The sequence below is a fragment of the Amphritea atlantica genome, assembly GCF_018860855.1.
Lineage (GTDB): Bacteria > Pseudomonadota > Gammaproteobacteria > Pseudomonadales > Balneatricaceae > Amphritea > Amphritea atlantica_A.
This window is the reverse complement of record NZ_JAHKQE010000013.1, coordinates 37,596-64,578: the sequence shown is the minus strand read 5'-3', so window position 1 is coordinate 64,578 and position 26,983 is coordinate 37,596. Positions and strand designations below refer to the sequence as shown.

General features: G+C 49.3%; 18 protein-coding genes. 16 read left to right on the top strand and 2 right to left on the bottom strand.

The window, feature by feature from the left end; genetic code table 11:
- Positions 1–4 precede the first annotated feature (4 nt).
- The 4 genes from flgJ (at position 5) to KO512_RS05180 (ending at position 5,280) form a co-directional block, all read left to right on the top strand.
- Positions 5–1,096 carry a flagellar assembly peptidoglycan hydrolase FlgJ gene (gene flgJ / locus KO512_RS05195; protein ID WP_252734836.1) on the top strand — a complete coding sequence of 364 codons (1,092 nt, stop codon included), beginning with the start codon at positions 5–7 and terminating at the stop codon, positions 1,094–1,096.
- A gap of 84 nt (positions 1,097–1,180) precedes the next feature.
- A complete protein-coding gene (gene flgK / locus KO512_RS05190) occupies positions 1,181–3,250 on the top strand; it encodes a flagellar hook-associated protein FlgK (RefSeq protein ID WP_215951277.1) in 2,070 nt (689 codons plus the stop codon).
- Between the two features lie 15 nt (positions 3,251–3,265).
- Entirely contained in the window at positions 3,266–4,513 is a 1,248-nt protein-coding gene (gene flgL / locus KO512_RS05185) for a flagellar hook-associated protein FlgL (protein ID WP_215951276.1), read from the top strand.
- A gap of 236 nt (positions 4,514–4,749) precedes the next feature.
- Entirely contained in the window at positions 4,750–5,280 is a 531-nt protein-coding gene (locus tag KO512_RS05180) for an REP-associated tyrosine transposase (RefSeq protein WP_215951275.1), read from the top strand.
- Positions 5,281–5,506: 226 nt separating this feature from the next.
- Here KO512_RS05180 and KO512_RS05175 read toward each other — a convergent pair whose 3' ends face one another.
- Positions 5,507–5,812: a flagellar protein FliT gene (locus KO512_RS05175; protein ID WP_215951274.1), complete on the bottom strand. Its 306-nt coding sequence runs from the start codon at positions 5,810–5,812 to the stop codon at positions 5,507–5,509.
- A gap of 280 nt (positions 5,813–6,092) precedes the next feature.
- On the opposite strand from KO512_RS05175, the gene KO512_RS05170 reads away from it, so the two are divergent.
- The 9 genes from KO512_RS05170 to KO512_RS05130 all read left to right on the top strand — a co-directional run bounded on the left by KO512_RS05170 (position 6,093) and on the right by KO512_RS05130 (position 18,526).
- The gene (locus KO512_RS05170) at positions 6,093–8,084 is read left to right on the top strand and encodes a flagellin (RefSeq protein ID WP_215951273.1); all 1,992 of its coding nucleotides are present in this window, start codon (positions 6,093–6,095) and stop codon (positions 8,082–8,084) included.
- Between the two features lie 115 nt (positions 8,085–8,199).
- Positions 8,200–8,559 (top strand): flagellar protein FlaG, encoded by a 360-nt coding sequence (locus KO512_RS05165; RefSeq protein WP_215951272.1) that lies wholly within the window; start codon positions 8,200–8,202, stop codon positions 8,557–8,559.
- A gap of 77 nt (positions 8,560–8,636) precedes the next feature.
- Positions 8,637–10,697 carry a flagellar filament capping protein FliD gene (gene fliD / locus KO512_RS05160; RefSeq protein WP_215951271.1) on the top strand — a complete coding sequence of 687 codons (2,061 nt, stop codon included), beginning with the start codon at positions 8,637–8,639 and terminating at the stop codon, positions 10,695–10,697.
- Between the two features lie 27 nt (positions 10,698–10,724).
- On the top strand, positions 10,725–11,114 hold the full coding sequence (gene fliS, locus KO512_RS05155) for a flagellar export chaperone FliS (RefSeq protein WP_215951270.1): 390 nt from the start codon (positions 10,725–10,727) through the stop codon (positions 11,112–11,114).
- A 314-nt stretch (positions 11,115–11,428) separates the two neighbouring features.
- Entirely contained in the window at positions 11,429–12,868 is a 1,440-nt protein-coding gene (locus KO512_RS05150; RefSeq protein WP_215951269.1) for a sigma-54 dependent transcriptional regulator, read from the top strand.
- On the top strand, positions 12,869–14,020 hold the full coding sequence (locus KO512_RS05145) for a sensor histidine kinase (RefSeq protein ID WP_252734834.1): 1,152 nt from the start codon (positions 12,869–12,871) through the stop codon (positions 14,018–14,020). It abuts the gene before it with no gap.
- Positions 14,017–15,390 (top strand): sigma-54-dependent transcriptional regulator, encoded by a 1,374-nt coding sequence (locus tag KO512_RS05140; RefSeq protein ID WP_215951268.1) that lies wholly within the window; start codon positions 14,017–14,019, stop codon positions 15,388–15,390. The genes KO512_RS05145 and KO512_RS05140 overlap by 4 nt, the downstream gene beginning before the upstream one ends.
- Positions 15,391–15,711: 321 nt before the next feature.
- The gene (gene acs / locus KO512_RS05135; RefSeq protein WP_215951267.1) at positions 15,712–17,664 is read left to right on the top strand and encodes an acetate--CoA ligase; all 1,953 of its coding nucleotides are present in this window, start codon (positions 15,712–15,714) and stop codon (positions 17,662–17,664) included.
- Between the two features lie 196 nt (positions 17,665–17,860).
- Complete coding sequence (locus KO512_RS05130) at positions 17,861–18,526, top strand: response regulator transcription factor (protein ID WP_215951266.1); 666 nt, start codon at positions 17,861–17,863, stop codon at positions 18,524–18,526.
- A gap of 144 nt (positions 18,527–18,670) precedes the next feature.
- Here the strand turns inward: KO512_RS05130 and KO512_RS05125 are convergent, their stop codons facing one another.
- The gene (locus KO512_RS05125) at positions 18,671–22,609 is read right to left on the bottom strand and encodes a hybrid sensor histidine kinase/response regulator (RefSeq protein ID WP_215951265.1); all 3,939 of its coding nucleotides are present in this window, start codon (positions 22,607–22,609) and stop codon (positions 18,671–18,673) included.
- 278 nt (positions 22,610–22,887) lie between these two features.
- On the opposite strand from KO512_RS05125, the gene KO512_RS05120 reads away from it, so the two are divergent.
- The 3 genes from KO512_RS05120 to KO512_RS05110 all read left to right on the top strand — a co-directional run bounded on the left by KO512_RS05120 (position 22,888) and on the right by KO512_RS05110 (position 26,975).
- Positions 22,888–23,151 carry a DUF4212 domain-containing protein gene (locus KO512_RS05120; protein WP_215951264.1) on the top strand — a complete coding sequence of 88 codons (264 nt, stop codon included), beginning with the start codon at positions 22,888–22,890 and terminating at the stop codon, positions 23,149–23,151.
- Between the two features lie 32 nt (positions 23,152–23,183).
- A complete protein-coding gene (locus KO512_RS05115) occupies positions 23,184–24,992 on the top strand; it encodes a sodium:solute symporter family protein (protein WP_215951263.1) in 1,809 nt (602 codons plus the stop codon).
- 156 nt (positions 24,993–25,148) lie between these two features.
- Complete coding sequence (locus KO512_RS05110) at positions 25,149–26,975, top strand: DUF294 nucleotidyltransferase-like domain-containing protein (RefSeq protein WP_215951262.1); 1,827 nt, start codon at positions 25,149–25,151, stop codon at positions 26,973–26,975.
- The last annotated feature ends 8 nt before the right edge of the window (positions 26,976–26,983 follow it).

The following is a 26,983-nucleotide window of genomic DNA, read 5'->3' as shown; positions in this document are numbered from 1 at the left end:
GCTGATGATGAACACTGACCCGAGTCAACATGCTCAGCTTTTCACCGAATTAGGTGAGATGAATAAGTTGCGCCAACAGGCTAAGGATAAAGATCCTGAAGCCCTGCAAGCGGTGGCGGAACAGTTTGAACAGTTGTTTTTAAACATGCTGGTCAAAAGTATGCGCGAAGCCAATGCTAGCTTTTCCGAAGACAGCTATTTCAATAGTCCGCAGGTGGAATTTTATCAGCAGATGAGCGATACCCAGCTGACGAAAGAGATCGCCGAAAATAAAGGCTTTGGTTTAGCTGAGATTTTGGTGCGGCAGTTGGGCGGCAATGTTGATCCACGACTGGAGAGTGATGATGAGGAAAATCGGCTGAAACCGCTATCCGACTCAGAACGGATGTTAAACCGCACCGTCGATACCGCCGCGAGTATGGCGGCGTCTGCGATTTTGGGTCAAGCACAGGCGAATAGCCGAGCATTAGAGCAACAAGCCGAGCAAGAATCGACGCAAGCGGCACTCGACGTTCCTGAAGCTACAGAAGTGAGTGTTAGTGACACCGCAGCACAGGAGCAGACAGCAACAGAGCCTTCGCAGCCGAGACGTTTCGATACTCCAGAGCAGTTTGTGGCAACCCTATTACCGTTGGCCGAGAGCGTGGCGGCAGAGTTGGGGGTTGATCCTAAGGTGTTATTAGCCCAGTCGGCACTTGAGACCGGTTGGGGACGCTATCTGATTCAGACACCCGATGGCACCAGCCATAACCTCTTTAATATTAAGGCGGATAGCCGTTGGGATGGCGAGAAAGCGCAGGTGGGCACCGTCGAATTTCGTGATGGTGTGGCGCAGCAGGAGCGTGCTTCGTTTCGAGTATACGATTCTTATGAGCAGAGCTTTCGTGATTATGCCGAGTTTTTAACTAACAGCCCGCGTTATCAACAGGCACTCGAACAGGCCGGTGATCCATACGGTTACCTGAGTAGTTTACAGCAGGCCGGTTATGCCACAGATCCCAACTATGCCGAGAAAATCGGTCGAATTTTTGATGGGGATGTTTTGGCGGGGCTTAGCACCGGTACGAGTGTCGGTTCTAGTATTAAAGAAAGTTAGGGGTTGGCCGCTATAGTGAGCAGTCATAAGGTGAAACCTGTCTGCTCCCTGCTTTGCCGATAGAGTGTTCCCGGGAGTTTATATATGTCCAATTTGTTAAACATTGGTAGTCAGGCCGCGCAGGCCAACCAAGCCGCGCTGAATACTGTCGGTCAAAATATTAGTAACGTCAACACGGATGGCTATAGTCGTCAGCAGGTCGGTTTAGTCACCATGCCTGATCTGTCCGGTGTATTCGTACAGGATATTGAAAGGATCACCGATCAGTTTCTTACCCAACAGGTATGGACCGATCTGTCTTCCTATAATCAATCATCTACCTATGCTGATATGTCTTCACGGTTAGATAATATGCTGGCCAGTGATACGCAAAGTGTATCTGCTGCCTTAGATGATTATTTTGGCGCGTTGCAGAATGTGGTCGATGACCCCACCTCTATTGCCAGCCGAGAACTCTTTGTCGCGCAATCCGATGCCTTAGTGCAGCGTTTTAATAGTTTAGATGCCACGATTCTTAGCCAAGAAGAAACGATTAATCAGCAGCTTGAAGGGTATGCCAGCCAAGTATCGACCTTAGCTGAAAGCATTGCCGCGCTGAATAAAAATATCCAGATCGCCGATGCCGCCAATAACTCGGCCAATGATCTACGTGATCAACGAGATGAGCTGACCAATCAACTGACAGAGTTGGTTGGTGTGGCGGTGGTTGATCAAAGTTCTGATCAATACAGTATCTTTATCGGTAATGGGCAGCCGTTAGTGGTTGGTTCGTCCGCTGAGCGAGTGATCACCGTGCAGGGAGATCCCGATGGTTCGCAGAATGAATTGGCGCTGGTTATTGCCGGTAATGTGACCAATATCAACGATTCAGTGACCGGCGGAAAAATCGGTGGTTTGCTGGAATATCGTGAAGAGGCGTTGGGTGATGCGCGTAACGAGCTGGGGCTCATTGCGATCGGTTTTGCCGAAAGCATGAATGAACAGCATCAGGCCGGTATTGACCTGAATAATGATTTCGGTGGCAACCTGTTTACCGATATGAACAGTGATGTATTACAGCAGCAGCGGATATCCTCAAGCAGTAATAATATTTCCAATATACAGACGGCGCAGGTGGAGATTCAGGATATTTCCCAACTGCAGGCGTCGGATTACGAATTAGTGGTTGGCGCTAACAATAAGCTAACCCTTACTCGTAATAGTGATGGTCAGCAGATCTCCATCAATCAACTGACGGAGGTCACCGATCCGACACCGTTAACCGCGTTAACCTCGAGTGACGTGAGTAACGCCATGGCGTCGGTGGAACAGGGCGAATACTTTTATGATGCCGATAGTGGTTCTCTCTCCTTTGCGGTGGATGGCATCAAGGTGACCATCGATACCTCTAACGCCTTAGCGTCGGGGGATCGATTTTTGATTCAGCCGGTTAAAACCGGCGCTGAAGATTTATCGCTGGTTATTCAAGACGGTCGACAGCTTGCATTGGCTTCCCCTATCCGTGTTACCAGTGGCGTGGATAACCAAGGCACGGGGGTGGCGACGGCTCAGGTGACCGATTCTAGTGATATCGCCGTGACCAGTGGCGAGTTAGCGCCGCCGATACAGATTGTCTTTAATACCCCAGATGCGGGAACTCCTGATTCAGAGATGACCTACACCATTTATGATATGACGGATGCCGATAACCCCGTGGTTTTGGAGCTAGATCCGTTGGTTGGGCCGCTATCTGATCAGGCGTTTACCGCTGGCGGTGAGATTCAGTTAGATGGTTACTCGGTCAGTATTGCTAATCTGCCAAGCCCCGGAGACCGTTTTAGCTTTGGCTTCAACGAAGATGGCGTGTCGGATAACCGTAATGCGATAGCGCTCTCTAACCTGCAGCAAAGTGAGCTGTTAGACAATGGCTCATATCAAGATGTTTATGGCAGCCTCGTTGAAAGGGTCGGTACTCGTACCGCTTCGGCGCTGATCTCCGAGCAAGCGAATAAGGCGGTGTTGGAAACGTCAACCAGCGCCAAAGACAGCGTGTCAGGGGTTAACCTCGATGAAGAAGCGGTAAAGTTGGTGCAATATCAACAAGCCTATCAGGCATCCGCCCAGCTAATTCGAGTCTCTCAGACGATTTTTGACAGTTTGTTAAATAGTTTTTAATAGAAAGGTTGAATTATGCGTATCTCAACCCAGCAGCAGTACTTGAAAGCCGCCGATAATATGCAGCAGAGTCAGGTTAAGTTAGCCAACCTGCAAGAGCAGATCACCACCGGTAAAAAACTGGTGAATCCCTCAGATGACCCCGTTGCCGCGGCGCAGGTAATCAAGCTTGAGCGTGAACTCGCCCAGAGCGAAAAGTACGAAGACAATATCGATGTCACCGAACGTCGCTTAGAGTTAGAAGATACCATCCTTAGCGACATTAATATTGCCGTGGATCGTATGCGTGAATTGGCCGTTCAGGCGGGTAATGGCGTGCTAGGTGATCAGGATCGGGCCAGTATTTCCAGTGAACTATATCAGTTGACGGATTATGTGGCGGGTTTGATGAACACTCAGGATTCTGAAGGTGAATACCTCTTTGCCGGCAGTAAAGGTTCAACTCAGCCCTATGTCGCCTCCGGTGATGGTAGTTATGAATACATGGGCGATGATGGGCAGCGCATGATTCAGGTCGGTAGCAGTCTGTATGTGGCGTCGAATGATTCAGGGCAGTACCTGTTTGAATCAGTTGAAGGGCCTTTGGAAGTCAACCTGACGGGCCAAGCGGTATCGAACGGGAATAGTTTTATCGCTGAAGCAGGGTTTGCCAATGAGGCAGCGGAAGAGGCTTTCTCAAAAGCAACCGATGGACTAGGTGATCTGTCGGTTACCGTGGCGGGCACGGTTGGCAATTATAGCTATACCATCAGTGATAGCGGTGGTAACACGCTGGATTCAGCTGCCTTTGTGCCGGGTGATACTGTTGAATATGAAGGTTTAACCTTTGAGCTTGACCGTACACCGATGGTATCGACTGACTCAGATGAAAATACCATGGTTATTAATACGTCTTCAGAACGAAAGAATATTTTAGAAGTAGCGACTGATTTAGCCAGTGTACTGGCTAAGCCTGTGGAATCTGCGGAAGATCAAACCGCATTGAATGAGGCGGTAGCGACGGGAATTTCGCAGTTCGAAGAGGGCGCCGAACAGATGCTGGCCGCGCGCTCAACCTTAGGCTCACGTCTGCAAACTTTAGAATACGCCACTAGTTCAAATTTGGATTTTCAATTGATCACCGAATCCACCCTGTCATCATTGGAGGATGCGAGTCTGGATGAAGTCATCAGCCAATTCAAATTAGAAGAGATCACGCTTGAAGCCGCACAAGCCACCTTCGGCCAAGTGACATCATTATCGTTGTTTAACTATATCAGTTAATCCGATTGGTACCTCCGTGTGGGGTGCTGGTGCGGTTCGCAAGCTCACCAGCACCTTACGTGTAGGGTGCCGGTGAGGAACGAACCGCACCGGTGGTGTGGAATGAAGAATGAACCGCACCAATGGTTCCGGCGATGAATAAACCGCACTGATGGTGCAATGAAAAATAAACCGCTCCGATATCACGGGTACGGTTCGCAAACTCATCAGCATTTTACGTGAACGGAGGGCAAGGAATGCCTGATTACCGCAGAATGAAGGTTCAGGGTGGAACTTACTTTTTCACGGTTAATTGCGCAGAGCGTCACAATCAGTCGCTATTAACTGATCATATTTCCTCGTTAAGAAAGATCTTCCGCAACGTTAAACATCATCATCCGTTTAAAATCGATGCCATCGTGGTGTTACCCGAACACTTACACTGCATTTGGACGTTACCGCCGGGTGATATGGATTTTAAAACGCGATGGGCCTTGATTAAAGCGGGGTTCTCCCGTGAAATCCCCGCAACAGAAGCACGTTCTCTCAGCCGAATGAAAAGAGGCGAGCGGGGCATTTGGCAACGTCGTTATTGGGAACACTTGATTCGTGATGAACGGGATCTGCGTCACCATATCGATTATATCCATTGGAATCCGGTTAAACATGGTTGGGTCTCAAGGGTGTGCGATTGGCCATATTCCAGTTTTCACCGTTATGTGAAACGCGGTGTTTATCCCGAAAATTGGGCATGGTTTGATAATAACGACATAAACCTCGGAGAATAATGCCGGTGTTGGTGATGCGTCGCCGATGGTGCGGTTCGCAAAGCTCACCAGCACCCTACGGAATGAACTGCACCGATGTCACGGCTGGTGCGGTTCGCAGTCACCTTACATGTAGGGTGCGGTGAAGCATGAACCGCACCGATGGTGCAATGAAGGATAAGCAATCACCGTTGATTGAATCGAAACCTGTTTGTCGATGGTGCGGTTCGCAAAGCTCACCAGCACCCTACGTGGATTTGTACGCTTTGTTCATTTTTTGGCCTTTGTTGGTTTGTAATTTTTCTTTTATCAACGTTTGGCGGCGTTGTTCCAACAGCGGGGCGATTTGGTCGTTGAGCGTTTGCATGGCGGTGATCTGCTGGCTGATCTGCTCGGAGGTGGCTTGATCGGTGGGGGTGGGTAAGGCTTCGGATTGTTTGATTAGCCGTTGTCGGGCCAGCTGTAACTTCTCTACCTCATCCCAATGCTGGTGTTCGGTGGCGGCCAACATCTGTTGGGTTAAGGCCAAGGCCTGGCTGATTTTATCGAGCATGGTTTTATCCTGACTATTTTCTAAAGCCCGCTGATGATTGGCCGATAAAGTAGTTACTTGGCCAGATTAAGGCAGTTGCTAAGCGATTCTGTTAAGACTATCAAAGAACATCAGCGCTGACTCTAAGAAAAGCGTTAAAAGAATCGCTAAAGTATCTAGAAAGATGGTCGATAAAGTATTCCATACCCGGTAGCGCTCCAATGTTAATAGCGTTAGAACGATACCGACAATGCACAAATTAACGGCCAGTCAGAACTGGTTGATATGAGGAGAACAACTCATGAGCTTAGTAATTAATTCCAACATCATGTCGTTAAACGCTCAGCGTAACTTGACTAGTTCGTTGAACGAGCAAGATCAAGCGATGGAGCGACTGAGTAGTGGTAAGCGTATCAACTCAGCGGCTGATGATGCGGCAGGCTTGTCGATCGCTAGCCGGATGACCTCTCAGGTGAGTGGTCTTAACCAAGCGGTACGTAACGCCAACGATGGTCAATCACTGATTCAAACCGCTGAAGGTGCGTTGGACGAATCAACCAACATCCTGCAACGTATGCGTGAACTCTCTATTCAGTCTGCGTCTGGTACCTACGATAGTGGTAACCGTGCAACCATGAATGCGGAAGTCAACCAGTTGATCGCTGAACTGGATCGTATCTCTGAAACCACTAGCTTCAACGGCCAAAATGTTCTTGATGGCAGTATCGGTACGATCAGTCTGCAGGTGGGTTCTGAAGCGAACCAGACTATCGAGATGGAAATCGGCGCAATGGATTCCAAATCATTGGGCTTAGGTTCTACTAGTGCTGATGTCATGGGTGCCTCTATTACCAAAGCTAGTATCGCTCTTGAAAATAATACAGTGCTGATTAATGGCCAGTCTATTATGGCAATCGGTGAGTCCTATACCGGATCCAGCGATAACCTGGGTGACCTTGTTGATTCTATTAATACCAATGTGAGTGGGGTTTCGGCTTCGAGTTATGCAGAGCTAACTGCGACTACTTCAGGTGACGGCATCTTGGTTGAAGGTACCGACACATTAACAGTTACCTTGACTAAGCTTGATGGTACTACTGCAGCAATTAGTGTAACGGATACTGATAGCCTAGAGTCTTTGGTTGATAAGCTAAACGAAGAAGGTGGCGGTTTACTAAGCGCTTCAATTACCGATGATAATGAGCTGAGTATTAGTGCTGAAAATGTTGCGAGTGTGGGTATTACAGATGCTGGTGGAGCCGCTGGTACCATAGCCGCTACTGTACAGGCGTCTATTACTCTATCTTCAGATTCTGGTGATGACATCACTGTCGAGCGTGGTTCAGCCGGTACTACAGCTGATTTAACTGCGTTAGGTTTCCGTGAAAGTAACGTTTCTGGCGTTATTGAAGGGGTTGCTTCAGATGGCGGTACTACGACACTTGCGTCTGGTGATGTCACCATCAATGGTGTTACTGTTGGTGCTGGAGAAACCGGCGATTTACAAGATACTGTGGCTGCCATTAATGCCGTTAGTGATGAATCAGGCGTTACAGCTAATGCCTTTACATCGGTTGAAATTGATACATCTGATACTGCAGGTTCCGGTTTAGCTATAGCTGATTTCAGCTTGAACGGTGTGATTATTGATACTACGAGTGATGCTACTATCGCTGATGTGGCTGCATCAATTAATGCGAAAACAAGCTCTACAGGTATTACCGCGGTTTTAGATGGTCAACAGTTGCGTTTTGAAGGTGATGTATCATCTATAACATTTGGTGATGACACTGGTGCTGCCGATACAGGTGCTGCTTTCCAAGCAGTACTAGATTTGAATACTGCACCTGCTGATACTTTAGGTGGTGTTAAGCTGACCTCTGATAGTGGTTCACCAATTAGCGTTGATGTTACAGCGGATGGTGCGCTGGCAACTGGTCTACTGGATGCTAACTCTACTTCTAGTGGTACATTCGGTTCTTCGCTGAGCAGTCTTGATATTTCTACAGCTGCCGGCGCGCAAAAAGCGATCGGTATCATTGATAACGCACTCGAAACTATCAACTCGACTCGTGGTGATATGGGTGCGGTGGCTAACCGTCTAGACTTTACCGTGAGCAACCTGTCTAACGTATCAGAGAACGTTTCTGCTGCACGGTCACGTATCGAAGATGCTGACTTTGCTGAAGAATCCGCTAACCTGAGCCGTGCGCAAGTGCTGCAACAGGCGGGTACTGCGATGTTGGCTCAAGCTAACGCTGCACCACAGCAGGTGTTGTCACTACTACAGTAAGCGTTTAAACATAGCGCTTTAGGGTTTGACTTAAACGCTATGCTTTCGCTAAGCCCTGTAATCTAAGATCCCTCACCCACCGTTGGTGGGGGATTTTTCGTTGAGGATAATGAAAATGTCAGTTGAATCTATGAATTCAGGCAGCGCGGTTACCGCAACGCAGCCTACCGTATCGCAGTCAGTAGGGTCCAAAAATGGAACGGAAGCCATCAGCAATGTGCCCGTGACTGACAGTGCTCAACAGGATATGACCGCTGAAGAGATGCAGGCGGTTGTGGATAAATTGAATGAATTTATGCATAACGGTCAACGAAATTTGAATTTCTCGGTGGATAGCGAGACCGATGCCACCGTGGTGAAGGTGATGGATAGCGAAACCCAGGAAGTGATTCGTCAGTTCCCCTCTGAAGAGGCGTTAAAACTGGCTAAACATCTTGATGGCATGATGGGGTTAATATTTAACGATCATGCTTGATAGGGTGTAAACTACTATACTAATAAGCGTAGTTTTATATCATTAATTGTTGCTGCATTTAGACGAAAGAGGTTGTGATGGAAACCAGTATTATTTCCGCATTGGGCTTTGGCTCAGGTATCGATACCGTTTCACTGGTTAGTCAGCTTGTCGAGGCCGAAAAGGCACCTCAGCAAGCAAGCCTCGACGCTAAGAAAGAAACGCTAGATGCGCAGATTTCAGCCTACGGTACATTAAAAAGTAGTTTGTCTGAATTTCAGGGGCTGTTAGAGCCTTTGGCGAATAATGATACGTTTAATTCCCGTGCTGTCTCCTTTCCCGAGACGGACGTTGTTACACCGAATAGTCTCGGTGCTAATGCTCAGGTCGGTAGTTATCAGCTGGAAGTGATCGAGGTTGCGCAGGCGCAGTCATTGGCGGTGAGTACGACCGCTTCTGATACAAGCTCGGCGATCAATGTGTCGGGTAATCTGACCATCAGTCTAGGCAGCTGGACCTACGATGAGACTGATCCTGAGAATCCTATACCGCAATCGTTTGCCCTCAACGAAACGCAGACAGCGATCAATATCGCGGTGACCGCTGATGATTCGTTGCAGGATATCGCTGATAAAATCAATGACGCCGATTCCGATGTGCAAGCGTCGGTTTTGCTGGTGGATGGTAATTACCAGCTAATGATTTCAGCACCGTCGGGTGAGAGCAATGCACTGCAAATCACCAGTGATGATGCCAGTAAAGATACCGATGGATTGAGTGCGTTTGAGTTTAACGCGGATTACTCTGGCGGCGTGACTGAAACCCAGCAAGGGCAAGATGCCCACTTAAAACTGAATGGTTTGGATGTCTATCGCGACAGTAATGAGATTGATGATGTGATGCAGGGGCTGTCATTCTCAATCAATAAGGCCAGCCCTGGTGAGAAGTTTACCTTCTCTATCTCTGAAGAGAAGGATTCCGCTGAAACGGCCATCCGTGATTTTGTTGAAGGCTATAACAACCTATATAACACCCTGCAAGCATTGACGGGCATCTCGACTGATGCCGATACGAATGAAACGACACAAGGTGATCTGGCAACCGATGGCACGGCTAAAAACCTGTTAAGCCGTATTCGTAGCATGATTGGGGATGCAGTCCCGGGTGTGAGTGATTTTAATGCCCTGACGAATTTGGGTATTCGTACTGAGTTGGATGGTACGTTGGGCATCGATGAAGATGATTTTGAAACTGCGATGGCTGATCAATTTGATCAGGTTGCGGCTATTTTCTCTCCGCAGACCTCTTCTACTCACAGCGGTGTCGATGTTGTGATTGGTAGTTATGCAACCGAGACAGTCTCTGGTACCTATAGCGGATCGGTGACGACTTCCCCCACTAAAGGCAGCGTGTTGAGTGATGCGGTCTTTGCCGCCTTTAATACAGACGATACTCCCGCGGGTGATTTTACCTTTGCCGTAAGCGTGGATGGTACAACCTCGGGTGAATTAACCTTATCCGGTGATTTCACCACCGCCGAAGAGTTGCGTGCCGAACTGCAAACATTGATTAATAGTGATAGCGAGATCAATAGCACCAAATCCTTTGTGGATGTCACCATTAATGACGATGGCAAAATAGAGCTGCAGTCCCGTCAATACGGTAGTACCTCTAAGGTACAGTTTGCCGCCAGTACAGGCACTGACTTTGCCACCGCAACCGGCTTATCGAATAGCTCGACGGCGACGACTGGGGTAGACGCTGCGGGTATGATTGAAGGTGTAGCCGCATTTGGTTCGGGTGAAGTGCTGTTGCCTGAAATTGGTAGTGATCCTTATGGCCTCAATATAACTGTTGAAGAGGGCGCGACGGGTGACTTTAGTTTCACCTTTTCTCGCGGTTTTGCCGGTGAGCTATCACTGCTGATCGATAATTTTCTCTCGAGTACCGGCGTAATTCAGTCGAGAGAAGATAGTATTAACAACCAGCTTGATGGTATTGAGGATGATCAGGAAAGTCTTGATCGAAAAATGAGTATTACCAGCGACCGCTTAACACAGCAATACTTGGCCATGGAGCAGATTATTGCCAGCTTTAGTAGTACCTCAGACTCGCTGACGGGGCTGACGGATCGTTTACCATTTACATATTCATCATAATTTATAGTGTTTTGGGATTGTTAAAAAATGAATGTTAATCTGAATGCTTTAAAACAGTATAAAAGCGTGGGTCTTTCAACGGCGGTACAGACCGCTTCACCACAGCAGTTGATCACGATGTTGTTTGATGGCGCATTAACCGCGTTGGCAAAAGCGAAGGGTTCTATTGAACGGAAAGATATACAGGGCCGCGCAGACCAGCTGAATAAAGCGAGCGACATTATTCTGGGTTTGAAAGACTTTCTCGATCTTGAAAAAGGTGGAGATATTGCTGAAAATCTGGACGCCTTGTATGACTATATGGTGCGTACTATCTCTAAGGCAAACCGCGAAAATGATGCGGAGACCGTTCAAGAAGTGATGAATCTTTTATTAGAGATTAAATCCGGTTGGACACAGATGGACGTGCCCGCATAACTATTTTGACGCAGAGCGCTGTTTGAGATAACAGCGAATTCTTGCTGAAAACTTTGAAACCGCCTCTGGGCGGTTTTTTGTTGTCTGGTGTTTTTAACACAGGGCATGGCGGATGCTGAGGCGTGTTAGAGAGCGAGTGGCTTTTTAAAGGTGTTAAATTTGAAGGCGTCAAAAAAACATCACTGATTATGTTGTCTTTTATCTCTGCATGTCATAAATTTGACGTATTCTTGTTAGAACCTTGTGCTTAAGGTCTCGGCTGAATCATCAGCCTGTTGATACTGAGCGAGAGTGACTATGAATTTGGTAACCCTATGAGTAGCCCGCTACATATTATTTATATTGATGATGATGCTGATAGCCGAATCCACCTGTCAAAGCGGTTAGACTTCGCTGAAATCAGCCATATAACGACCGATTATGTTTCTTGGCTGCAGAATGTTACGGAGCCGGGAGATCGCGCGGTGGTTTGGTTGGGGCATTGCAGCGTGCCGATCTCGGTGGAAAAGCTGATGCAGCAGTTGGATCAGTTAGATGACAAACTGCCGGTGATCGCGATGACCCCTTGGCCTGCACTAGAGCAGTTGCCGGAACCGTTGCAGGAAAAAATCATCGGGCGGCTGAATCCCGATGCGAGTTTGACCGAACTAACCGTGATGTTGCATCGCGCACTGATCTACCGCCAGTTGCAGCTACAGTATGCTGGGCAGCCAGATCTGTTTTCCCCTAAGTCTGTGGCTAGCCAGTTTGAAGGCATGGTGGGGCACAGCGAGGCGATGGCGCTGGTGCGTAAAATGATCAGTCAGGTGGCCGGACGGGATGTTAATGTTCTGATTACCGGCGAGAGCGGTACGGGTAAAGAGATTATCGCCAATAATCTGCATCGGGCATCGAAACGCAACAGTGGGCCTTTTGTGCCGGTTAACTGCGGTGCAATTCCGGCGGATCTACTGGAAAGTGAGCTGTTTGGTCACGAGCGAGGAGCCTTTACCGGCGCGATCAGCTCGCGGGCGGGACGGTTTGAGTTGGCTAATGGTGGCACGCTGTTTCTGGATGAGATCGGTGATATGCCATTGCCGATGCAGGTAAAGCTGCTGCGGGTATTGCAGGAGCGTTGTTTTGAGCGGGTTGGCGGTAGTGTGACGATCGATTGTGATGTGCGCATTATTGCTGCGACCCATAAAAATCTCGAACAGATGATCATTGAGAGGAGCTTTCGAGAAGATCTCTATTATCGCCTCAATGTTTTCCCGATTGATATGCCGCCTCTGCGTGCCCGCATAGAGGATATTCCACCCTTGGTGGAAGAGTTTTCCCGCCGCGTTGCCAACGATGGTTTTGGCCGTATTCGTTTTCATCCGGCGGCGATCCGTTCGTTACAGCAACATGATTGGGCGGGCAATATCCGTGAGCTGGCCAATCTCGTGGAACGCTTGGCGATTCTCTATCCCGATGCGGTGGTGGGCGTGAGTGAGTTGCCGGCTAAATTTCGTCATATCGATGAGCCGAATCCCGACCTGTATATGGCGTCGGTTGATGCTCAGGACGATGCCGAATCAGATTCAGCGGAACTCTTGGTGTTGCCCGAAGAGGGCATGGATCTGAAAGCCTATACCGAGAATATTGAACAGCGCTTTATTGCTCAGGCGTTGGATAAGACCGGCGGCGTGGTGGCGCGGGCCGCCGATCTGCTGCAGATTCGCCGCACGACGTTGGTGGAAAAGATGCGTAAATACGGAATTCAGCGAAAATAGATGATGACAGACGCAGAGACTAAGCTTGTTCAGTTGGAACAGGAAAACAGCCGATTAAGGGCGCAGCTTGATCAGATGCGTCAAGCGAGTGCTGAAAAGCAGGCGGCCCATGATCGTCTGTCTGGGCGGTTGGAAGATCTGCTAGATCTGTTGCCTGCCGGTGTGGTGGTGATCGATAGTCGAGGACGAATTGCTGAGTGTAATAGTGCGGCAGAGCAGTTGTTGGGGTTGCCGCTCAAACATGAAACCTGGGTGGCGATCATCCAACGTAGCTTTGCCCCGCGTAGCGATGATGGTCACGAGGTGTCATTAAAAAGCGGTCGCCGTGTCAGCTTATCGACGAGCACATTGGCCAACGAAACCGGCCAGCTGTTGATGTTAACCGATCAGACCGATACCCGCTTACTGCAAGGGCGTCTGGCCCATTATCAGCGTTTGTCGGAGATGGGGCGGATGATGGCGTCGTTGGCGCATCAGGTGCGTACCCCGCTATCCGCCGCGCTACTCTATGCAGGGCATCTGATGAAGCCTGAACTGCGCCCCGAGCAGCGAATTAAGTTTGCCGGTAAAGTAAAGTCACGGCTAGAAAACTTAGAGTTGCAGGTGCGGGATATGTTGATCTTTGCGCGGGGAGAAACCCGCTTGGACGATCGCATCAGTATCGCGCAGCTGTTTCGTGAACTGGAAGATGCGCTGGATATGCCGTTGGTGAGTTGGGATGCGGATTGTGACTGTATCAACCGGGTACCTGATCTACAGCTACAGTGTAATAAAGACGCCCTGCTGGGGGCGATTATGAACTTGGTTAACAATGCACTGCAGGCGGGGGGCAAAGGCAGTGAGTTGGTGATCGAAGCGCAATTGGTGGGTGATAAGTTGGGCATCGAGGTGCGGGATAACGGCCCCGGTATGGATGCGGCGCTGTGTCACAAGGTGATGGAGCCGTTTTATTCGACCAAGTCCCACGGCACGGGGTTAGGCTTAGCGGTGGCTCAGGTGGTAGCGAAGGCGCACCATGGCGAGTTTTTACTGCGCTCTCAGCCGGGTGTCGGTACTCAGGCCGCCTTTCTGATCCCCTACCATATGGAAGATCAAGACCAAGCCACTCATCCGAGCGGTTTAATCGATCAATCAGGACCGGATAATTTATGACGATGCAAATATTAGTGGTTGAAGATGATGCCGATCTGCGGGAGGCGCTGGTCGATACCCTAGAGCTGGCCGGCTTTGACTATCTGGAAGCGGAGTCCGGTGAGCAAGCGCTTGAGGTGATCGCAGAGCACTCGGTGGATATGGTGGTCAGTGATGTCAATATGGGCGGTATGGATGGCCATCAGTTGCTGGAAAAAATACAGCAGACACAACCCTGTTTACCGGTCATGTTAATCACCGCCTATGGGCAGGTGAATAAAGCGGTGGATGCCATGCGCAGTGGTGCGGTGGATTATCTGATGAAACCGTTCGCCCCCGAGGCGTTAATCGATGTGGTGAAACAGTATACCGGCACCTATCTAAATGAGCCGGATAACATCCAACCGATCGCCGAAGAGAACAGCAGTAAACAGTTATTACAGGTCGCACGGCGGGTGGCTGAGACTGATTCCACAGTACTCATTACGGGGGAAAGCGGTACCGGTAAAGAGGTGTTGGCACAATATATCCACATGCACTCGCCGCGGGCCGATAAGCCGTTCGTGGCGATTAACTGCGCGGCGATTCCGGAAAATATGCTGGAAGCCACTCTGTTTGGCCATGAGAAAGGGGCCTTTACCGGCGCTTATACCAGTAATCCGGGTAAATTCGAACAGGCCAACGGTGGCACGATTTTACTCGATGAGATCTCCGAGATGGATTTAGGCCTACAGGCCAAGTTGTTACGTGTCTTGCAGGAACAACAGGTTGAGCGTGTCGGTGGTCGTAAAGTGATTAACTTGGATGTGCGCATTCTGGCGACCACGAACCGTAAATTGGAAGCGTTTGTCGCAGAGCATAAATTCCGTGAAGATCTCTATTACCGACTGAATGTTTTCCCGCTGCAATGGTTGCCCTTGCGGGAGCGGGTCGGTGATATCGTGCCATTGGCGCAGCGTCTGTTGGCGAAGTATTCCCGTAAAATGAACCGTACCGCCGTGTCGCTGAGTGATGAAGCGCAGCGGGCTTTGCAGGCATATCACTGGCCGGGCAATGTACGAGAGTTGGATAATATCGTCCAGCGCTCGCTGATTTTACAGCAGGGTGCGTTGATTGGCGCCGCCGATCTGCATATCCAGCCCGGTAGTATGCAAACCGCCGATATGGCTGGGCGCATTAATGCGGCACCGGTGGCCAGTGATGAGCAGAGTCAGCTGGGTAGTGATATGAAACAGCATGAGTTTCAGCTGATTATCGAAACGTTGCGCGAAACCGGTGGTAGTCGCAAAGATGCGGCTGAGAAACTGGGTATCAGTCCACGGACATTGCGTTATAAATTGGCCCGAATGCGGGAAGCCGGTATCGATCTCGATGCGGAGCTGAAAGGCTAGCGATTGACTAAAGCGTATCAATTAGCTGTTTTTTTGAGACTAAAGTCGTACAAATAACCGTTTGTACGACTAATGGCCTGCAACGGATAGACCAATGTCTAATTCAGGAAGAATTGCTCCTTTAGGTATAACATTAATCACTATAACAACCGTTTCAGAGAGGCTGTTTTGCTCTGAATGCGGGCTAGCGAAATAAGCTAGTTGAAACATCTCGCCGCAAATAACAATAAAATCGGTAGAGCAGGGATAGGGAGACATGCTGGTCGAGGATTAATCAGCATGATCACAGCAAAGAATAAATAATAAGCTAAGGGCATCAACATGAGCGATTCTAAGATATATCCGGTTAGCGAAGAGCTGGCTGCATCTGCGCATATCAATAATGAAAAATATCTAGCGATGTATGAGCAATCTATTAATGATCCAGATACCTTCTGGGGTAATGAAGGTAAGCGACTAGATTGGTTTAAACCCTACACCAAAGTTAAAAACACCTCTTTTGATCCGCATAATGTTGATATCCGTTGGTTTGAAGATGGCACTCTGAATGCCTCTTATAACTGTCTTGATCGTCATCTAGAAACCCGTGGCGACCAGGTCGCTATTATCTGGGAAGGCGATGACCCGAGTGATTCTGAAAATATCACCTACCGTGATCTACATGAACGTGTCTGTAAGTTTGCTAATGCACTGAAAGCTCAGGGCGTCGAGAAGGGTGACGTGGTCACTCTGTACATGCCAATGATTCCTGAGGCGGCCGTAGCGATGCTGGCCTGTACCCGTATCGGTGCGGTGCATTCTATTGTGTTTGGTGGTTTCTCCCCAGAAGCGCTGGCAGCCCGTATTGAGGGTGCTAATTCTAAGATTGTGGTGACCTCTAACTATTCACTGCGAGCCGGTAAATCTGTACCGCTGAAATTGAACGTCGATAAAGCCCTAGAACATCCAGCGGCTAAAGCCTGCGTCAACAGTGTTATCGTGGTTAAGCGGGTCGAGCAAGATGTTGCTTGGAACGATGATGTTGATGTGTGGTATGAAGACTTGGTGGCTGATGCCTCTGCGGATTGTCCAGCAGAAGAGATGGAAGCCGAAGCGCCAATGTTTATTTTGTACACCTCGGGTTCGACCGGTGCGCCAAAAGGTTTGGAACATACGACCGGTGGCTACATGGTGTACGCTTCGATGACCCATGAATACGCCTTTGATTATAAAGATGGCGATATCTACTGGTGTACTGCAGACGTTGGTTGGGTCACCGGTCATAGTTATATTGTTTATGGCCCGCTGGCAAATGGTGCGACCTCACTGATGTTTGAAGGTGTGCCAAGTTATCCGGATAACAGCCGTTTTGGTCGGGTTATCGAAAAACATAAAGTGAATCAGTTCTACACTGCGCCAACCGCTATTCGTGCCTTGATGCAACAGGGCGAAGATGTATTGGGTGATTCCGATCTGTCTAGTCTGCGTATTCTCGGTTCCGTGGGCGAGCCCATTAACCCTGAAGCTTGGGAGTGGTACTACCGCATTATCGGTCAGAGCCGTTGCCCTATCGTTGATACCTGGTGGCAGACTGAAACCGGCGGGATGATGATTCTGCCGCTGCCGGGTGCTACCGCTGCGAAACCGGGTGCGGCGGCGCGTCCGTTCTTTGGCGTACAGCCTGCACTGCTAGATGCCGATGGGCATGAGCTGGAAGGTGCCACCGATGGTAATCTGGTGATTAAAGATTCTTGGCCGGGTCAGAGTCGTTCTATCTGGGGCGATCATGAGCGCTTTGTGCAAACCTACTTCACTACTTACAAGGGTTATTACACAACCGGTGATGGTGCCCGCCGTGATGAAGATGGTTATTACTGGATTACTGGCCGTGTGGATGATGTTATTAACGTTTCCGGTCACCGTATGGGAACGGCTGAAGTGGAGTCTGCACTGGTGGCTCACCCTGCGGTTGCTGAAGCAGCAGTTGTGGGTTATCCACATGAGCTTAAAGGTCAGGGCATCTATGTGTATGTCACCTTGCAGTCTGGTTTTGAACAATCGGATGAGCTGCTGAAAGAGTTGCGACTGCATGTGCGTAAAGAGATCGGTCCGATTGCATCGCCTGATTTGATTCAATTCGCACCGGGTATGCCTAAGACGCGTTCAGGTAAGATTATGCGTCGTATTCTGCGTAAAATTGCTGAAGATGATTTTAATGCCTTGGGTGATACGTCGACCCTAGCCGATCCTTCGGTGGTTGATGACCTAATTGAACACCGCATGAACCGTAAGTAAGGGTGCTAAGGCGCTAACTTCAAGCTACAATTGTAAAACTCCCTCCCGATTTTAAGGTCGGGGGGGAGTTTTGCGTTACAAGTGGTGTTAATATCATTGGGTGCAAGCGGCCTTTGAGTCGTTATTTACACCTTATAAGCAGATAGATTTACACGTTTTCATCGATTGAAAGCGGGTAAGGAGGGAGATTAGCTGAATGCAACTGGCGCAGAAGATAATCATTGCGGATGATCATCCGTTATTCCGTGCAGCACTGAAACAGGCCGTTACTCAGGCTGTTCCGGGAGTTGAAATCGTTGAAGCCGATTCTCTGGAAGCGGTTCAGGCGGCTGTCGAAAATCACTCAGATGCTGATTTAGTATTGCTTGATCTGCATATGCCAGGCACTAACGGTTTTACCGGTTTGGTGTTTTTACGCGGCAAAAACCCAGGTATTCCTGTGGTGGTTGTGTCGGGCAGTGAAGAATCCTCAGTGATGAAGCGTGCGCTGGACTATGGTGCGTCTGGATTTATCCCGAAATCATCCCCTCTTGATGTGATCGCTGAGGCGATTACTACGGTGCTCGAAGGTGAAGAGTGGTTGCCTGAAGAGGTGGCTGAGGGTGTGGTCGATGTAACTGAAGAGGATCAGAAGTTTGCCACTAATTTGGCATCGCTGACACCGCAACAGTTTCGGGTGCTAACCATGCTGACCGAAGGCTTGCTGAACAAACAGATCGCTTATGATCTGAATGTCTCCGAAGCGACCATTAAAGCCCATGTGACGGCTATTTTGCGTAAGCTTGGTGTCCATAGCCGAACCCAAGCCGTAATTGCAGCACAGCGTCTCTGTGTTGATCCTCCAAAGACTGAACTTGGATAAACCTTGGTTGTCATGATTTGACCGCTTAGTTTGAAGAGAAAAGCGCACTTTGAAGTGCGCTTTTTTGGTTCTGCTGTTTGGCCTATTGCCGGTACTTCGCTGGCGGTATTTTTAAAGTACGCTTATGACTGCCTCTATTGCGCTTTATTTTGCCGACGCGATCAGCTTGCTGATAATCGCCCTAAGAGCCGCTGGCTTAATCGGTTTGTGTAAAATCTCAGCATGGCTGGCAGCAACCTCCTCTTTGACGGCCTCGGTGCGGTCGGCGGTAATCACGACCGCTGGAATGGGATGGTCCCACAGAGGTGCTAATGATTGCAGCGCAAGCACGCCGGTTAGTGTTTCATCGAGGTGGTAGTCGGCGAGAATAATATCCGGCACAAAGTCTTGCTCGATAATGTCGGCTTTTGCCTTGGTGGCGGATATCGCGGTGAGTACGGAACAGGACCAGCCCTGCAGCAGCGCCTCCATCCCTTCGAGAATCTTAGGCTCGTTATCGATCACCAATACCTTGATGCCTTCGAGGCCTTTACTGCGTATCCAGCCCCGTTTTTCTGGACGCGGTTTAACGGCTTTGGCCTTATCGCCTAGTGGTACGGTGACACTAAACACCGTGCCTTTGTTGGGCCAAGAGCGCACATCGATTGGATGTTTAAGCATGCGGGCGATACGTTCTGTGATCGCCAGCCCCAAACCGAGTCCGTCAACCTGCGAGTGTTTTGGGTTGTTGATGCGATGAAACTCTTCAAAAACCTCTTTGAGTTTATCTGTCGGTATACCGACACCCGTATCCCATACCTCAATGCGTAGCTGATGATCAACACGGCGGCAACCAAGCATAATCTTGCCCTGTTGGGTGTAGCGAATCGCGTTCGATAAAAAGTTTTGCAGAATTCGACGTAGCAGTTGTTGGTCTGAGTGGACGGTCTGACAGCATTTTACGAAATCAAACTGTAGATTTTTCTCTTCGGCAAGCGCGGTAAATTCTGCGCTTAGGTGATCGAACATGGCGTTAATGGAAAAGTGGCTGAGGTTTGGCTCTAACGCCCCTGCGTCTAATTTGGAGATATCCAAAATCGTGGTGATCAGGCTTTCAGCGGCTTTTAGCGAGCCGTCAAGATTGTGAACCAGTTGATGGGTTTCTTCGGTATGTTTTTGCTGGGCTAGTGCCGAGATGAACAGCCGGGCGGCATTCAGTGGTTGCAGAAGATCATGGCTAGCGGCAGCGAGGAAACGGGTTTTACCCAGGTTGGCGGCATCCGCATCAAATTTAGCTTGGCGTAGCTCATCCTCGATAAGAGCTCGAATGGTGTTCTCTTTACGCAGTTCTTTGTTAACCACCGACAGTGTATGGGTTCGCTCCCGTACCCGCTGTTCTAGATTCTCATTGGTTTCTTGCAGCAGTTGCTCGGCTTTGCGGCGCTCGGTGATATCTTGGTAGAGGGTGAAATAGCCGAGTTGATAGCCCGCTTCGTTGATATGCGGAATATAGGTGACCTCCGCATAGCGGATGTGGCCATCGGAGGAGGGGATTTGGGTTTCAAAGCGTTGCCGTTCACCCTGTAATACCTTGGTGACGTAAGGCAGGCGCATCTCAAACTCTTCTTGGCTGAGAATGCTTGCGCTGTTAACGCCCGCGATATTGTGCCGGTCTAGCCCGAAGGTGGTGGCGTAGGCTTTGTTAACGAAGCGGAAGTTTCGGTCGGTATCCAGAAACGCGATCAGTACCGGCACGTTATCCGTGTAAGTTCGCACATTCTGTTCACTCTCACGCAGGGCTTCCTGTACCCGTTTATGCTCAGTGATATCCATATAGGTGCTAACGAAACCACCGTTGGGCATACGGTTGCCGCGCACTTCAAGCACTGAGCCATCCATACGGTAGCGTTCATAGGAGTGTGCTTTGCCCTCTTTTAAAATTCTGAGACGCTCTTTAACCTGTTGGTCAATGTTGCCTGAGCCATACTCGCCTTTTGAGGCGTTATAACGAAATATCTCCTCGATCGGGCGGCCGACACAGATCAGTCCGTTGGGATATTCGAACATCTCAATGTAGCGGCGGTTCCACGCGACTAGACGCATCTGTTGATCCACCACGCTAATACCCATGGTGATATTTTCAATGGTGGACTGTAGGAGAGAGCGGTTAAAACGTAGTGCTTGTGAGGCTTCGTCAACAATGGTGACCACATCGCCAATCTGCATATCTTTGCCGCGTAGTGTCGAGGCCAGCACGATGCGCGCGGAAGAAGCGCCGATCACGCCTGCGAGTAGGCGCTCGGTAAACTGAATTAACTCTGGGCTGGCTTTATCGCCGGAAAGTGGCGGTTCGATACCCGCTTTAAGCGCAAAGCCGGTGAAGGCGTGCTGTGTGCGGCTGATACCGAGGAAGCGTTCGGTGAGTATCTGTAAATCACCGACGGTCGCATGACTGAAAACCCGCGAGGTCTCTGATAGATTTTTGCTGTAAACATCGACGAAAGCGCTGGCTTGGATTCGATCGACCAATCTTTGCGGGCTATAGCGAGAGATCACTACGTAGAGCAAGGTATTGATCGATAGACTCCAGAAGGTGCCGTGGGTGAGTGGGTCCATGCCGGTGATGCCGAACAGTTGGGTGGGGCGTAAAAAGTCGTAGCCTAATAACCCATCTTCGATAAATGAGGTGGGTAGTATCCCGGCACTGGCCAGTGTTGGGAATACCAGCGTGTAAAGCCAGATGAGAAAGCCTGCGCTAAGACCCGCTAGAATGCCGTGGCGCGAGCCAGTCTTCCAGTAAACGCCACCGAGCAATCCCGGTAAAAATTGCGCCGAGGCGGCAAAGGCGAGTAAGCCAAAGGACGCCAGTGTGCCTTGATCTCCTAAAATTCGGTAGTAGAAATAGGCCATGACCATCAAGCAGATGATAGTGATCCGTCTGACCCTGAGTAGCATTGCACCGAGATCTTTGTTTTTCGATAGTTTGAGCCAAGAAACCCGCAGTAGCAGAGGCATAACAATGTCATTGCAAACCATGGTAGAGAGCGAGATCGAGGCGACGATTACCATACTGGTAGAGGCTGATAGGCCGCCGATAAAGGCGAAAGTAGCTAGATCTTCAAAACCGACATGAAGTGGCAGCATCAATAAAAAAGTATCGGCATTGATATCGGAATCTGCAAACAGCGTCATCCCTGCCGTAGCAATGGGCAGTACAAACAGTGATAGCAGCAGCATATAAACCGGAAACAGCCAGCGGGCGGTTTTGAGGTTTTCAATACGGGTGTTTTCGACAATGGTGACGTGAAACTGACGCGGTAGGCAGAGTATTGCTGCGCAGGCGAGGAGTATCTCGGTTAGAAAGCTGTTACCGAGAAAATTGCCGTTGAGTGGGCTGCTGAAATTGGCATTGTTATTCAGTTGGGCGCGGATATGGTTAATAAGGTCGGGAACGCCATCGAAGATTTGAAAGGTGACCAGCAGGCCGACAGCGATAAAGGCGGTAAGTTTAATAATGGATTCGAACGCGACCGCTAATACCATGCCTTCGTGATGTTCCGTTGCATCAATATGACGGGTGCCGAACAGAATCGTAAACACCGCCATGACTAAGGCGACAAATAGGGCAGTGTCGTTGCCCTTACTGAGCGCTTCGGTGGCGCCGGGAGCGATGGCGTCATAGCTGATGGCCACCGCTTTGAGCTGCATAGCGATATAGGGGATGGTACCGCAGACGGCGATGATGGTGACTAACACCGCCAGTGCCTGACTCTTGCCATAGCGGGAAGAGATAAAATCGGCGATCGAGGTGGTGTTTTGTTGCTTGCTCACCAAGATGATCTTTTCGATCACCCGCCAGGCGAAGATAAACACGATGGCGGGGCCAAGATAGGTTGCCAGAAACTGCCAGCCGCTGACCGATGCTCGACCTACGGCGCCATAGAAGGTCCAAGAGGAGCAATAGATCGCTAAAGAAAGAGAGTAGATAACCGGATTGCTGGCATATGAACGTCCCTGTGCACTGCGATCACCAAAGTAGGCGATCGCAAAGAGTAGCCCCACATAGGCTAGTGAAATAAGAATAATGGAGCCGCCAGAAAGCATAGTCAGGTCTGCCTGTTGTTACGGTGTTGTAGTGTCTAGTGTAACCGAACTCGGGTGAAGAACCCTATCGCTCTTATACCTTTGTCTAGTGTATTGAGTTATAAAGGTTTTTTTGGAATGGCTCAAGGTGGCGCAGGCGTTGGGCTGGGACTGAATTGGTGTGTTTTTGGATCTTTGCTCAGACCAAAGTAGGGGATTTTTTTGCCATCACTCTTTGTTAAATTCTAATAGTCCACAACTTCTAATTAACCTTAATAACAAAAATAAGGATGGTGCAAATGTCTACTTCTTCACAAGACAATGCTTCGGCCTACTGGGCTGAAAACCTACGCATTATCATAACTTACCTCTCTGTATGGTTTGTAGTGTCTTTCGTAGCAGGAGTCCTGTTCGTTGATCAATTGAACGCAATTCCGTTCTTCGGTTTCCCTCTGGGTTTCTGGATCGCGCAGCAAGGTGCAATTTTCGTATATGTAGCTCTCATCTGGATGTACGTAGTCAGCATGAACAAGCTTGATGAAAAATACGACGTTCATGAATAACAACAATAACGGCTGAGCTGAGGATTACTAATATGAGTCTTGATCTACTTACTTACATCTTTATAGGGGGCTCCTTTGCGCTCTATATCGGTATTGCTATCTGGGCCCGTGCGGGGTCAACAAAAGAATTCTACGTGGCGGGCGGTGGTGTTCACCCTATCGCAAACGGTATGGCAACGGCGGCTGACTGGATGTCGGCAGCTTCCTTTATCTCCCTCGCGGGTTTGGTTTCATTCATCGGTCGTGACGGTGCAGCCTACCTGATGGGTTGGACGGGCGGTTATGTGTTGTTGGCGATGCTACTGGCACCCTACCTGCGTAAGTTTGGTAAGTTTACGGTGCCTGACTTTGTCGGTGATCGTTACTACTCCCAGACGGCGCGTATTATTGCCATCATCTGTACTATCGTCATCTCCTTTACCTATGTTGCCGGTCAGATGCGTGGTGTGGGGATTGTATTCTCCCGTTACCTGCATGTTGATATCAACACCGGTGTTATTATCGGTATGGCGATCGTATTCTTCTATGCCGTACTCGGTGGTATGAAGGGTATTACCTATACACAGGTTGCGCAGTACTGCGTACTGATTCTGGCCTTCATGGTGCCAGCGATCTTCATGTCTATGCAGGTTACCGGTCACTTTCTGCCACAGATTGGTCTAGGTGCGACACTGGATTCTGGTATGTCTGTCCTAGCAACCCTCGATAAGTTGTCGGTTGATTTAGGTTTTGCGGAATATACCTCCGGTCAGCAATCTACAATCAACGTTTTCTGTCTAACAGCGGCGCTGATGGCGGGTACTGCGGGTCTGCCACACGTTATCGTACGTTTCTTCACGGTTCCTCGTGTTAAGGATGCGCGTACGTCTGCGGGTTGGGCATTGATCTTCATCGCTATCCTGTACACCACTATTCCTGGTGTTGCTGGTTTCGGTCGTGTAAACCTGATCGAAACAATTAACGGTACTGATGCCGCTAATGTGGGTACTGAATACGAGAAGATGCCTAACTGGTTTAAAAACTGGGAGAATGCGGGTCTGCTAGGCTGGCACGATTATAACGGTGACGGCAAAGTACAATACTCTGCGGGTTCAGCGTTTGAAGGTGGTAAGCCAGCATTTGATGGCGAAGCTCGTGGTATTCATGGTGAGCGTGCGGTAACAAACGCTAAGGTTAATCCAACACCTGCTCCGGGTGCTCCATTTGTCACCGAAGTGTATGTTGACCGTGACATCATGGTATTGGCTAACCCTGAGATTGCTCAGTTGCCTAACTGGGTTATTGCCTTGGTAGCAGCGGGTGCGGTTGCGGCGGCACTGTCTACAGCGGCAGGTCTGCTGTTGGTAATCTCTACTGCGATTGCGCATGACTTGATGAAGACCTGTGTTAATCCGAATATCAGTGAGAAGCAGGAGCTAATGTACGCTCGTCTTGCCGCGATTGTGGCGATCTGTATTGCCGGTTACTTCGGTATCAATCCGCCAGGGTTTGTGGCACAGGTGGTGGCGCTGGCCTTTGGTCTGGCATCCTCCTCGGTCTTCCCTGTTATCGTGATGGGTATCTTCAACAAGCGCATGAACAAAGAAGGTGCGATTGCCGGTATGATTGTGGGTCTGGGTTCTACCATGGCTTACATGATCTACTTCACCTTTATGGGTGGTTCGAAAGACGATCTGTTCTTGGGTATCTCTACCGGTGGCTTCGGCTTCGTCGGTATGATCCTGAACTTCATTGTTGCTTATGTTGTGTCCATGATGACGCCTCCACCACCTGCTGAAATTCAGGAAATGGTTGAGAATATTCGTGTACCACGTGGTGCCGGCGAAGCTCACGCGCACTAAGATCTGAAAAGGTCTGATTAAATGTAAGGCGCGTCAGCGAAGGTTGACGCGCCTTTTTTATCGGATCTGTTTTTGATAGAGAAAGTGTCGGCCTAAAGGGTTTTAGCGACCCTTTAATCAGATGCTTTGAAGCCGCGGTGGATCGAGGAGATAACGATGCCAACATCTTTCAAGATAGAAAATATGCCGTTCAGTTTGCTGACCGAGAAAGAGCAGGCAATACTGATTTCGAGCCTTGATATTGGCTATTACCAATCGGGTGAGACCATTCTTGCCGCTGGCAGTGTGCCTGAAGGTGTGTATATCATCTTAAAGGGGCGTGTTGCTGAGAGTGATGAGGTGGAGGAGAAGAATGCTCAGGAACATCTCTATGTTCACTATACCAACGAAGATTACTTTGGCGGTTGGTCGGCCCTCAAAGGCAAAGCGATCCATAATTTTATCGCTGTAGATGAAACTATCTGCCATATCCTTCCGACTCGCGTTTTGCTCGATCTGTGTGCCAGTAACAGTCGATTTGCCGATTACTTTCAGCAAAGTCTTACCGCTAAGACTGAGATCCAAGCCCAAGAGGGTGGTGATCAGGATATGGCGGAGTTTATGTTGGCGCAGATTAAAGATGGCCTGATCCGTGAGCCGTTGATTGTGCTGGATGGGACAACGATTACCGAGGCGACTCAGTTGATGCGTGAAAAACGTGCCGATTGTGTCTTGGTTAAGCGGGGTAATCGTTATGGCATGGTGACCGGTACAGACCTTCTAGATGCGGTGATTATCGACAAGCTGGCGCTCGATTCTGGGGTCGCCGGTATTGCCAGTTATCGACTGATTACCATGACATCGGATGATTATCTGTTTAACGCGCTGATTATGATGACGCAGCAGCGGATAGAACGAATCGTGGTGATGGATGATGGCCGTCTGACCGGTGTAATTGAACTCACCGATGTGTTGAGTTATTTCTCCAGCCACTCTCATGTTATTGGCTTACGTATTGAGCGGGCGCAGACCGTTGAAGATCTATATGAGGCCGCGCATCGGCTGAATGATCTGATTAAAGCCTTAGTGTCGCAGGGGGTTAAAGCGCGTTTTGCGATGGAGTTAATCGCCGCCATGAATGAGCGGGTGATTGCTAAGCTATTTGGGCTTATTGTGCCTCAAGATATGCAGCCGCATGTGTGTTTAGTGGTGATGGGTAGCGAGGGGCGCGGAGAGCAGATCATGAAAACTGATCAGGATAATGCGCTGATCTATCGTGACGGTCTGATCTGGCCTGAGATGCAGGCGACGATGGAGCGTTTTACTGAAACCTTGATCTCGTTTGGTTTCCCCAAATGTCCGGGCAATATTATGGTGTCTAATCCGGATTGGGTTAAGTCGATAGGTCAGTGGACGCAGGATATGAGTGACTGGTCTTATCGGTGCGAAGGTGAGGCGCAGATGAATTTGGCTATCGCCGTGGATGCCCATCCGGTGGCGGGTAATACGGCGTTATTTAAAGCCTCAAGAAACTGGTTTATGCGCCACTTGCAAGATAATGACGTGTTCTTTTCTCATTTTGCCCGTGCAGCCATTGAATTTAATACGCCGCTAACCTTTTTTGGTAATTTGAAAGATAAGGGCGAACTGGATGTTAAAAAAGCGGGTATTTTCCCGATAGTCCATGGTATTCGTACCATGGCGCTACAGTTCAAAATACTCGAAACGAACACCTTCAAACGTATCGAAGCGCTGGTGGAGATGGGCCAGATGAAAGCGGATCACGGGCGTGAATTGGGCGAGGCGCTTGCCCTGTTTATTCAAACCCGCCTGAAACAGCAGGTTAAACGTATCGATGAATCCGAAACTGGTGTAGATCAAACGCCTAATATTCTTGAGCTATCATCGTTGGATAAAATGGAAAAAGATCTGCTGAGGGATGGTATGCATATCGTTAAAGGTTTTAAGAAGCACCTAGAGCTTAGATATCACCTGGGAGGCTAATGCGGAAT

Coding starts and splice junctions, on each gene's coding strand:
- flgJ (WP_252734836.1), top strand. CDS start 5: ATGATGAACACTGACCCGAGTCAACATGCTCAGCTTTTCACCGAATTA.
- flgK (WP_215951277.1), top strand. CDS start 1,181: ATGTCCAATTTGTTAAACATTGGTAGTCAGGCCGCGCAGGCCAACCAA.
- flgL (WP_215951276.1), top strand. CDS start 3,266: ATGCGTATCTCAACCCAGCAGCAGTACTTGAAAGCCGCCGATAATATG.
- KO512_RS05180 (WP_215951275.1), top strand. CDS start 4,750: ATGCCTGATTACCGCAGAATGAAGGTTCAGGGTGGAACTTACTTTTTC.
- KO512_RS05175 (WP_215951274.1), bottom strand. CDS start 5,812: ATGCTCGATAAAATCAGCCAGGCCTTGGCCTTAACCCAACAGATGTTG.
- KO512_RS05170 (WP_215951273.1), top strand. CDS start 6,093: ATGAGCTTAGTAATTAATTCCAACATCATGTCGTTAAACGCTCAGCGT.
- KO512_RS05165 (WP_215951272.1), top strand. CDS start 8,200: ATGTCAGTTGAATCTATGAATTCAGGCAGCGCGGTTACCGCAACGCAG.
- fliD (WP_215951271.1), top strand. CDS start 8,637: ATGGAAACCAGTATTATTTCCGCATTGGGCTTTGGCTCAGGTATCGAT.
- fliS (WP_215951270.1), top strand. CDS start 10,725: ATGAATGTTAATCTGAATGCTTTAAAACAGTATAAAAGCGTGGGTCTT.
- KO512_RS05150 (WP_215951269.1), top strand. CDS start 11,429: ATGAGTAGCCCGCTACATATTATTTATATTGATGATGATGCTGATAGC.
- KO512_RS05145 (WP_252734834.1), top strand. CDS start 12,869: ATGATGACAGACGCAGAGACTAAGCTTGTTCAGTTGGAACAGGAAAAC.
- KO512_RS05140 (WP_215951268.1), top strand. CDS start 14,017: ATGACGATGCAAATATTAGTGGTTGAAGATGATGCCGATCTGCGGGAG.
- acs (WP_215951267.1), top strand. CDS start 15,712: ATGAGCGATTCTAAGATATATCCGGTTAGCGAAGAGCTGGCTGCATCT.
- KO512_RS05130 (WP_215951266.1), top strand. CDS start 17,861: ATGCAACTGGCGCAGAAGATAATCATTGCGGATGATCATCCGTTATTC.
- KO512_RS05125 (WP_215951265.1), bottom strand. CDS start 22,609: ATGCTTTCTGGCGGCTCCATTATTCTTATTTCACTAGCCTATGTGGGG.
- KO512_RS05120 (WP_215951264.1), top strand. CDS start 22,888: ATGTCTACTTCTTCACAAGACAATGCTTCGGCCTACTGGGCTGAAAAC.
- KO512_RS05115 (WP_215951263.1), top strand. CDS start 23,184: ATGAGTCTTGATCTACTTACTTACATCTTTATAGGGGGCTCCTTTGCG.
- KO512_RS05110 (WP_215951262.1), top strand. CDS start 25,149: ATGCCAACATCTTTCAAGATAGAAAATATGCCGTTCAGTTTGCTGACC.